We start from the raw sequence: 9,476 nt of genomic DNA, 5'->3' as shown, positions 1-9,476 counted from the left end.
ATACTTCCTAGCGACCGATAGTGAAGCAGTACCGTGAGGGAAAGGTGAAAAGCACCCCGGAAGGGGAGTGAAATAGAACCTGAAACCGTGTGCTTACAAAAAGTCAGAGCCCGTTTTAGGGGTGATGGCGTGCCTTTTGTAGAATGAACCGGCGAGTTACGTTCCCGTGCAAGGTTAAGGTGAAGAGCCGGAGCCGCAGCGAAAGCGAGTCTGAATAGGGCGCTCGTAGTACGTGGACGTAGACCCGAAACCGGGTGATCTACCCCTGTCCAGGGTGAAGGTGCGGTAACACGCACTGGAGGCCCGAACCCACGCACGTTGAAAAGTGCGGGGATGAGGTGGGGGTAGCGGAGAAATTCCAATCGAACTCGGAGATAGCTGGTTCTCCCCGAAATAGCTTTAGGGCTAGCCTCGGAAAACAGAGTCGTGGAGGTAGAGCACTGATTGGGTGCGGGGCCCGCAAGGGTTACCAAGCTCAGTCAAACTCCGAATGCCATAGACTTACTTCCGGGAGTCAGACAGTGAGTGCTAAGATCCATTGTCAAAAGGGAAACAGCCCAGACCATCAGCTAAGGTCCCCAAGTGTGTGTTAAGTGGGAAAGGATGTGGAGTTGCACAGACAACCAGGATGTTGGCTTAGAAGCAGCCACCATTTAAAGAGTGCGTAATAGCTCACTGGTCGAGTGACTCTGCGCCGAAAATGTAACGGGGCTAAACACACCACCGAAGCTATGGCTTGATGCTTGCATCAGGGGTAGGGGAGCGTTGTATAAGGGTTGAAGGTGTACCGTAAGGAGCGCTGGACATTATACAAGTGAGAATGCCGGTATGAGTAACGAAAAGATCAGTGAGAATCTGATCCGCCGAAAGCCTAAGGGTTCCTGAGGAAGGCTCGTCCACTCAGGGTAAGTCGGGACCTAAGGCGAGGCCGAAAGGCGTAGTCGAAGGACAACAGGTCGAAATTCCTGTACCACCGTAAGCCGTTATGAGCAATGGGGGGACGCAGTAGGGTAGTGACGCAGACTGATGGATGTCTGTCCAAGCAGTGAGGCTGATGTGTAGGCAAATCCGCACATCGTAAGGCTGGGCTGTGATGGGGAGTGAAAATTACAGTAGCGAAGGTCATGATCTCACACTGCCAAGAAAAGCCTCTAGCCAGGTGATGGTGCCCGTACCGCAAACCGACACAGGTAGGCGAGAAGAGAATTCTAAGGCGCGCGGAAGAACTCTCGTTAAGGAACTCGGCAAAATGACCCCGTAACTTCGGGAGAAGGGGTGCCCCGGTAGTGTGAATAGCACGAGGGGGCCGCAGTGAAAAGGCCCAAGCGACTGTTTAGCAAAAACACAGGTCTGTGCGAAGCCGTAAGGCGAAGTATACGGGCTGACGCCTGCCCGGTGCTGGAAGGTTAAGGGGAGCGGTTAGGAGTAATCCGAAGCTGTGAACCGAAGCCCCAGTAAACGGCGGCCGTAACTATAACGGTCCTAAGGTAGCGAAATTCCTTGTCAGGTAAATTCTGACCCGCACGAATGGCGTAACGACTTGGGCGCTGTCTCAACGAGAGATCCGGTGAAATTTTAATACCTGTGAAGATGCAGGTTACCCGCGACAAGACGGAAAGACCCCATGGAGCTTTACTGCAGCTTGATATTGAATTTGGGTACGATCTGTACAGGATAGGTGGGAGCCTTTGAAACCGGAGCGCCAGCTTCGGTGGAGGCACCGTTGGGATACCACCCTGATCGTATCTAGGTTCTAACCTGGTACCGTAATCCGGTGCGGGGACAGTGTCAGGTGGGCAGTTTGACTGGGGCGGTCGCCTCCTAAAGAGTAACGGAGGCGCCCAAAGGTTCCCTCAGAATGGTTGGAAATCATTCGAAGAGTGCAAAGGCATAAGGGAGCTTGACTGCGAGACCTACAAGTCGAGCAGGGACGAAAGTCGGGCTTAGTGATCCGGTGGTACCGCATGGAAGGGCCATCGCTCAACGGATAAAAGCTACCCTGGGGATAACAGGCTTATCTCCCCCAAGAGTCCACATCGACGGGGAGGTTTGGCACCTCGATGTCGGCTCATCGCATCCTGGGGCTGAAGTAGGTCCCAAGGGTTGGGCTGTTCGCCCATTAAAGCGGTACGCGAGCTGGGTTCAGAACGTCGTGAGACAGTTCGGTCCCTATCTGTCGTGGGCGTAGGAAATTTGAGAGGAGCTGTCCTTAGTACGAGAGGACCGGGATGGACGTACCGCTGGTGTACCAGTTGTTCCGCCAGGAGCACCGCTGGGTAGCTATGTACGGACGGGATAAGCGCTGAAAGCATCTAAGCGTGAAGCCCCCTCAAGATGAGATTTCCCAGTATGTAAGACCCCTTGAAGACGACGAGGTAGATAGGCTGGGGGTGGAAGTGCAGTAATGCATGGAGCTGACCAGTACTAATCGGTCGAGGGCTTATCCAATTAGCACGTTTTAAATCGCAGACTTTCGTTTCGAATCTAGTTTTCAGAGAACAACACTCTGAAATGTAAGCTACGCGTTTGGTGGCGATGGCGGAGGGGTTCCACACGTACCCATCCCGAACACGACCGTTAAGCCCTCTAGCGCCGATGGTACTTGGACCGCAGGGTCCTGGGAGAGTAGGACGCCGCCAAGCGAAGAACCACTGCCGATGTTATTCGGTGGTGGTTTTTATATTTTTCTAGGTAGATCATCTTATTTTTATAATAATACTGTGTATATACGTATTTAAGGGGCGCTTAGGCGCCTCTTATTTGACTTTATAGAACTCCTCTGACACACTCATAGAGAAGACTACATTACAGATCAGACCACAGACTGGGATGATTTCATCATTTTCTAGAGAACGGGGTGCAGAATGAGATGGAATTTCGTAAATTAACAGCAGACGCTTTCAATGAGTGCATGGCGCTTTCTGAGTATGCGTTTCAATTTGTAATGAAAGAGGAACAGAGAGAGAAGCGTCAAAAACAGTTTGCAAAACACGATGTATGGGGAGTGTATGATGATGGCACTCTAGGTGCCAAGCTTCACATTATCCCTTTTCAAACGTATATTCATGGTCGGTCATTCGACATGGGTGGTATTGCAGGTGTAGCTACGTGGCCAGAGTACAGACGCAAGGGCTGGGTAGCTGGTTTGCTCAAACACACATTGGAAGAAATGAATCGCAACAAACAGAGTATTTCGTTCCTGCATCCGTTTGCGTTTGCCTTTTATCGGAAGTATGGTTGGGAAACATACATTGAATACAAAAAATATAAAGTACCTGCGTCGCATTTGCCTGCCAAAAAACCAACATCTGGAACGCTGCGCAGAGGCAATCCGGATCTGGATGTTTTAAAAAGCGTATATAATGCTTATGCGGAGCGCTATAACGGAATGTTGATCCGTGACGATGCGTGGTGGAAAGACTCGGTGCTTACGGAGGGAACCAGTCAGAAGGCCGTATATTATGATGAAACTGGGCAAGCGCAAGGGTATATATTATACGAGGTCAAGGAGCGTAAGTTCGCGATCGATGAGATCATTCATCTGAATGAAGAAGCGAGACAAGCTCTATGGACCTTTATAGCCAATCATGATTCCATGATTGAAGAAGTTACATTACAAGCACCAGCAAGTGATACCCTTGCTTTTCAATTGGATAATCCACGCATTCAGCAAGAGATTGTTCCTTATTTTATGGCGCGCATCGTGAGTGTGGAGCAATTTATTTCTCAGTATCCGTTCGCCAGTCAGGATTCCCCGTACAGATTGCTCTTCAGGTTAAGGATGCTCATGCACCTTGGAACGAAGGTGTGTGGCAATTAAATGTTGCCATGAATGGAACGGCTTCAATCTGGAAGGCTTCCGAACCTGTTTCTGAAGATCGGACGATACAAATAGATATTCAATCCCTTACTGCTGTGTTGATGGGATACCGAAGACCGGATGAAATGGCTAAGATAGGCAGAATTCATGGGTCTGCTGAAGCGGTTAATGCTTTGGAGAATGCAATTCCTTTACGGGAAACGTATTTACTTGATTTCTTCTAAAGTATTAGATTGATTGATCAAGAGATTATAAGGCTTATTTTAAGTGAAGCACTGATGGCTCTCATGAAATCACCTGATATAGCATGAAGGCGTAACGGTAAGACAAATGGACTTCTCCAGCTCTTTTGGAGAGGTTTTTTTGTGTCCAAAGAATATTTCGTGTAAAATCGTAAAAAATGAATAGTGACCCCACTTGGCAAAATCACAAAATATGCTATAATGTATATAAAGTCAAAGAAAGTCAAAGTCAACTGAGATCATCATTTTGTTTGACTTTCTTATGCCATTCGCTGAGTAAAGTGCGACTACACTTTTCTTTGCGGAACAAGCAGTATCAAAGGACCTTCGAGCGGCCTATACTCTCCCGGTAACACTTGTTGTATCCAGATTCGGTGTTTTACGGAATGGTTAAATGGGATGAGAAGGTGCACTCTGTAGGGGCGTGTGGGTCCTTATTGACTTAACGTTTCAGACAGTGGAGGATGAGTGGATGCGTAATATCTCTGATATTATCGAACAATATCTGAAGAGTATTCTGCATGAAAGTCCCGAAGGAATGGTTGAAATTCAGCGTAATGATCTGGCAGACCAATTCTCATGCGTGCCTTCTCAGATTAATTACGTCATCAGCACCCGGTTTACCCTAGAGAAGGGCTATCTGGTGGAAAGCAAACGCGGTGGCGGTGGTTATGTACGTATTCAACGGATCGAACTACCTGCTCACTCAGCACTGCATAACCATTTGCATCATAGTATTGGAGATGAGATCGGGCAGACTGCTGCCGAAGGTCTAATCTACCAACTAGAGGAAGCACGTTTCTTGAGCAAACGAGAGGCGGGGTTGATGCGGGCGGCTGTATCGAGAGAAATTATTTTGGTCAAACTTCCTTACCGGGATCAAATTCGTGCCAGAATGTTGAAGGCGATGTTAATATCTTTGCTCGGTAAATGAAAACTATCGGGACCAAAGGAGGTACATCAATGCTTTGCCAAGAATGCAATAATCGTCCGGCTACACTTCATTTCACGAAGATTGTGAACGGAGAGAAGACGGAATTTCATATCTGCGAGTCGTGTGCTCGTGAAAAAGGGGAAATGATTCCTGGAACAGCAGGTGGATTCTCCATTCATAACTTGTTGTCCGGTCTGCTTGATTTCGACCCATCTGGCAAAGGTGGATCAGCAGGAACACCACCTGCTCAATCCCTTCGATGTGAAGAATGTGGCATGACGTATTCCCAATTTAGTAAAATCGGCCGGTTCGGCTGTAGCTCATGCTATAAATATTTTGATAGCCGTCTAGACCCGTTGTTCAAAAGGGTGCATGGCAGCACCTCCCACGTAGGTAAAGTACCTGCACGGGCTGGTGGTCGTATCAAGGTGAAACGACAAATTGCAGATTTGAAACGTACTCTTCAAGAAAGTATCACGCAAGAAGAATTCGAAGAAGCTGCTCAAATTCGTGACCAGATCAGAGAACTTGAAAAAGAAATAGCACAGGAGTAAAGTTTGTCATGAGTAGGAGGGATGCGTAATGCCTAATCTGCCTTTTACAGAGAAGGCGCTCAGCGATTGGATGCGCAGTGATGCGGCTGATTCAGAAATCGTCATTAGCAGCCGTGTCCGGATCGCACGCAACCTGCAGCATTATCCATTTCCGATGCTTGCATCCAATGAGCAATCGGAGGAAGTGCTGAATAAGCTGAGCGAAGTACTTCAATACGACGATGTTCATGCTTTTGGAAATTTTCACACACTGGATCTAATCGATATTGATGAGCTCGACAAACGTGTGTTGGTGGAGAAACATCTGATTAGTCCCAGTCTAGCGAATGAATCCAAGAACGGTGCTGTCATCCTTAGTGAGGATGAGTCTGTCAGTATCATGATTAATGAAGAGGATCATCTTAGGATCCAATGCCTCTATCCGGGGTTCCAGGTGAAAGAAGCTTGGGAGAAAGCTTCTGCGATAGATGATGCTTTTGAAGCGCATGTGGATTATGCATTTGATGATCGTAGAGGATACTTGACCAGCTGTCCTACCAATGTCGGTACAGGTGTAAGGGCATCCGTAATGATGCATTTGCCGGCTCTTGTCATGACACAACAGATTGGACGTATTCTAACGGCGGTTTCCCAGGTAGGGCTTACTGTCCGCGGGATTTACGGTGAAGGTAGCGAAGCAATGGGCAACCTATTCCAGATCTCTAACCAGATCACGCTAGGACAGACCGAGCAAGAAGTTATCGAAAATCTGCACAGTGTTGTGTTACAGATGATTGGACATGAACGTACCGCTAGAGAACGACTGATCACCGACTCAAGACTGCGTATTACGGACAGGGTTATGCGATCTTATGGCATACTGTCTCACGCAGCCATAGTCGACTCGAAGGAAGCTGCACAGCGTCTCTCCGACGTTCGTCTTGGTGTAGATCTAGGTCTGTTGGAAGGACTCACTATACCGGTGATGAACGAGCTGAACGTAATGACTCAGCCTGGTTTCTTGCAGAAAACATTCGGGGAAGATATGCGTACAGATGAACGAGATATCTACCGTGCTCAGCTCATTCGTGATACGATCAACCCAGCAAAGTAAGTTAGCCTTTTCAGATTTATAAATGAGGTTTCACGCTGCAATTGCAGCTTTTATATAATATGGCAATTTGCATCAAGGTATTTGCAACGAAGCTGCAATAATTGATGTGAACAGCTGAATGATTTTATTCGCAGCATGGCTGCAGACAACGTGTTATAAAGAATACGGTGGAAGAGCTTGTTTCAAGGGGCTCTAACCCGTTTTATCCAAAACCATGGAGGTGCAGGAGATATGATGTTTGGAAGATTTACGGAACGTGCCCAAAAGGTACTCGCATTAGCGCAGGAAGAAGCTGTCCGTCTCGGTCATAATAACATCGGTACTGAGCACATTTTGCTCGGCCTCATTCGTGAAGGCGAAGGTATTGCAGCCAAAGCGCTGATCGGCCTGGGACTCGGATTGGAAAAAATTCAGGATGAAGTAGAAACGCTGATTGGCCGTGGTCAGGAGCAACCTACTAACATTGCATATACGCCTCGTGCGAAAAAAGTAATTGAGCTATCTATGGATGAAGCCCGCAAATTGGGTCACACATATGTAGGAACAGAACACATCTTGCTTGGATTGATCCGTGAAGGTGAAGGTGTAGCAGCACGTGTACTTAACAACTTAGGTATTAGCTTGAACAAAGCTCGTCAGCAAGTTCTTCAATTGCTGGGTAGCAGCGAAGCGGTATCAAGTCATAACGGAACACCTGCTAATGTTAGCACGCCAACACTCGACAGCCTGGCTCGTGACCTCACGGCCTATGCGAAGGAAAACAACCTTGATCCTGTTATCGGGCGTAGCAAAGAGATTGAGCGCGTAATTCAAGTGCTGAGTCGTCGTACGAAGAACAATCCGGTATTGATCGGTGAACCAGGGGTAGGTAAAACAGCGATTGCTGAAGGACTTGCCCAAAAAATTATTGCAAACGAAATTCCAGAAACATTGCGTGACAAACGCGTTATGACACTGGATATGGGTTCAGTTGTAGCGGGTACGAAATACCGTGGTGAATTCGAAGATCGCTTGAAAAAAATAATGGATGAGATTCGCCAAGCGGGTAACATCGTCCTGTTTATTGATGAGTTGCATACCTTGATCGGTGCAGGTGGAGCAGAAGGTGCAATCGATGCTTCTAACATTTTGAAGCCGGCTCTGGCACGTGGAGAATTGCAGTGCATTGGTGCAACAACGCTGGATGAATATCGTAAATATATTGAAAAAGATGCAGCGCTTGAGCGTCGTTTCCAACCTATTACGGTGGATCAACCATCCCAGAAGAAGCTATTCAAATTTTGCACGGCTTGCGTGACCGTTATGAAGCCCATCACCGTGTGAAAATCACAGATGAAGCAATTGTACAGGCGGTTAAATTGTCTGATCGATATATTACTGACCGTTTCTTGCCGGACAAAGCGATCGACTTGATCGATGAAGCGGGTTCCAAAGTAAGGTTGAACTCATATACAGTACCGCCAAACTTGAAACAACTGGAGAGCCGTCTTGAAGATATCCGCAAGGAGAAAGATGCAGCGGTGCAAAGCCAGGAGTTCGAGAAAGCAGCAGCCCTGCGTGATACGGAACAAAAAATCCGTGAAGAGCTAGATGTAACGAAGAACCAATGGAAAGAAAAACAAGGTCGCACGGATTCTGAGGTAACTCCTGAGGATATCGCACAAGTGGTAGCCAACTGGACTGGAATTCCGGTGAACAAGCTGAAAGAAGAAGAAACGCAGCGCTTGATGAACCTGGAGCAAATTCTCCATGAACGTGTTATCGGTCAAGATGAAGCTGTTAAATCGGTCAGCCGTGCAGTACGTCGTGCTCGTGCTGGTCTGAAGGATCCGAAACGTCCAATGGGTTCATTTATCTTCCTCGGTCCTACTGGGGTTGGTAAAACCGAGCTGGCTCGTGCGCTAGCTGAAGCGATGTTTGGTGATGAGAATGCAGTAATTCGTATCGATATGTCTGAGTATGGTGAGAAACACTCCACATCAAGATTGGTCGGAGCGCCTCCAGGATATGTCGGTTACGAAGAAGGCGGTCAGTTGACGGAGAAAGTTCGTCGCAAACCGTACTCCGTTGTGCTCTTGGATGAAGTCGAAAAAGCACACCCAGAAGTGTTCAACATTCTGTTGCAAGTGCTTGAAGATGGTCGTCTCACAGATTCCAAAGGCCGCGTAGTTGACTTCCGCAACACGTTGATCATCCTGACATCCAATGTGGGTGCAGAAGCGATTAAACGTAACTCTACACTCGGATTCACTGCTGTGGTAGATGCAGGAGCGGATTATGACAACATGAAGGGTAAAGTTATGGATGAGCTGAAGAAAAGCTTCCGTCCAGAATTCCTTAACCGGATTGATGAAATTATCGTCTTCCATTCTCTCGAAGAAAAACACATTGCTGAGATTGTTACACTCATGAGTGAAGAACTTCGGAAACGCCTACGTGAATACGAAGTGGACTTCGAGCTTACGGACAATGCGAAGGCATTCCTTGCCAAAGCGGGCTTCGATCCAGCTTATGGTGCGCGTCCACTACGTCGGGCAATCCAGAAGCATATCGAAGACAAATTGTCAGAAGAATTGCTTACAGGCAATGTAGTTAAAGGTGATTCCTTGTTGATTGATGAGGATAATGGCGCCTTGTCTGTAACTAAAAAAGATATTGTTCCATCCACAGAAGAGATCGAAACGAAGTAATCCAATCTGGATCATTCGTGAAATAGATTCATGGGAATGACAAAGGACCTTTCTGGCTTATGCCAGAGAGGTCTTTTTTTGCAATCTGAGCAATTTGACTTCTTATCAATGAGGCAGTGGCAATAACAGGTGTAGAAAATTCA

The 9,476-nt window shown here is 47.4% G+C and carries 5 protein-coding genes, 2 rRNA genes and 1 pseudogene (1 of these 8 only partly in view); all 8 read left to right on the top strand.

Annotated features, from left to right (window positions below; translation table 11 throughout):
* A 23S ribosomal RNA gene (locus tag DMB88_RS26600) occupies positions 1-2,448 on the top strand (it extends 477 nt beyond the left edge of the window).
* Between the two features lie 77 nt (positions 2,449-2,525).
* A 5S ribosomal RNA gene (gene rrf / locus DMB88_RS26595) occupies positions 2,526-2,642 on the top strand.
* Positions 2,643-2,869: 227 nt separating this feature from the next.
* Positions 2,870-3,820 (top strand): GNAT family N-acetyltransferase, encoded by a 951-nt coding sequence (locus tag DMB88_RS26590; RefSeq protein WP_254438358.1) that lies wholly within the window; start codon positions 2,870-2,872, stop codon positions 3,818-3,820.
* Positions 3,808-4,044, top strand: coding sequence for a sterol carrier protein domain-containing protein (locus DMB88_RS31600; protein ID WP_254438357.1), 237 nt, complete (start codon positions 3,808-3,810; stop codon positions 4,042-4,044). Before DMB88_RS26590 ends, DMB88_RS31600 begins: the two co-directional genes overlap by 13 nt.
* A 490-nt stretch (positions 4,045-4,534) precedes the next feature.
* Positions 4,535-4,996 carry a CtsR family transcriptional regulator gene (locus tag DMB88_RS26585; protein ID WP_024633618.1) on the top strand — a complete coding sequence of 154 codons (462 nt, stop codon included), beginning with the start codon at positions 4,535-4,537 and terminating at the stop codon, positions 4,994-4,996.
* 29 nt (positions 4,997-5,025) lie between these two features.
* Positions 5,026-5,550 (top strand): protein-arginine kinase activator protein McsA, encoded by a 525-nt coding sequence (locus tag DMB88_RS26580; RefSeq protein ID WP_056697612.1) that lies wholly within the window; start codon positions 5,026-5,028, stop codon positions 5,548-5,550.
* 28 nt (positions 5,551-5,578) lie between these two features.
* The gene (locus DMB88_RS26575) at positions 5,579-6,643 is read left to right on the top strand and encodes a protein-arginine kinase McsB (protein WP_056697615.1); all 1,065 of its coding nucleotides are present in this window, start codon (positions 5,579-5,581) and stop codon (positions 6,641-6,643) included.
* A gap of 231 nt (positions 6,644-6,874) precedes the next feature.
* Positions 6,875-9,333, top strand: a pseudogene (locus DMB88_RS26570) (ATP-dependent Clp protease ATP-binding subunit).
* Positions 9,334-9,476: the final 143 nt, after the last annotated feature.

This window comes from Paenibacillus sp. DCT19 (assembly GCF_003268635.1).
GTDB lineage: Bacteria > Bacillota > Bacilli > Paenibacillales > Paenibacillaceae > Paenibacillus.
The sequence above is the reverse complement of the archived record's forward strand: the minus strand, read 5'-3'. Positions and strand labels throughout refer to the sequence as shown.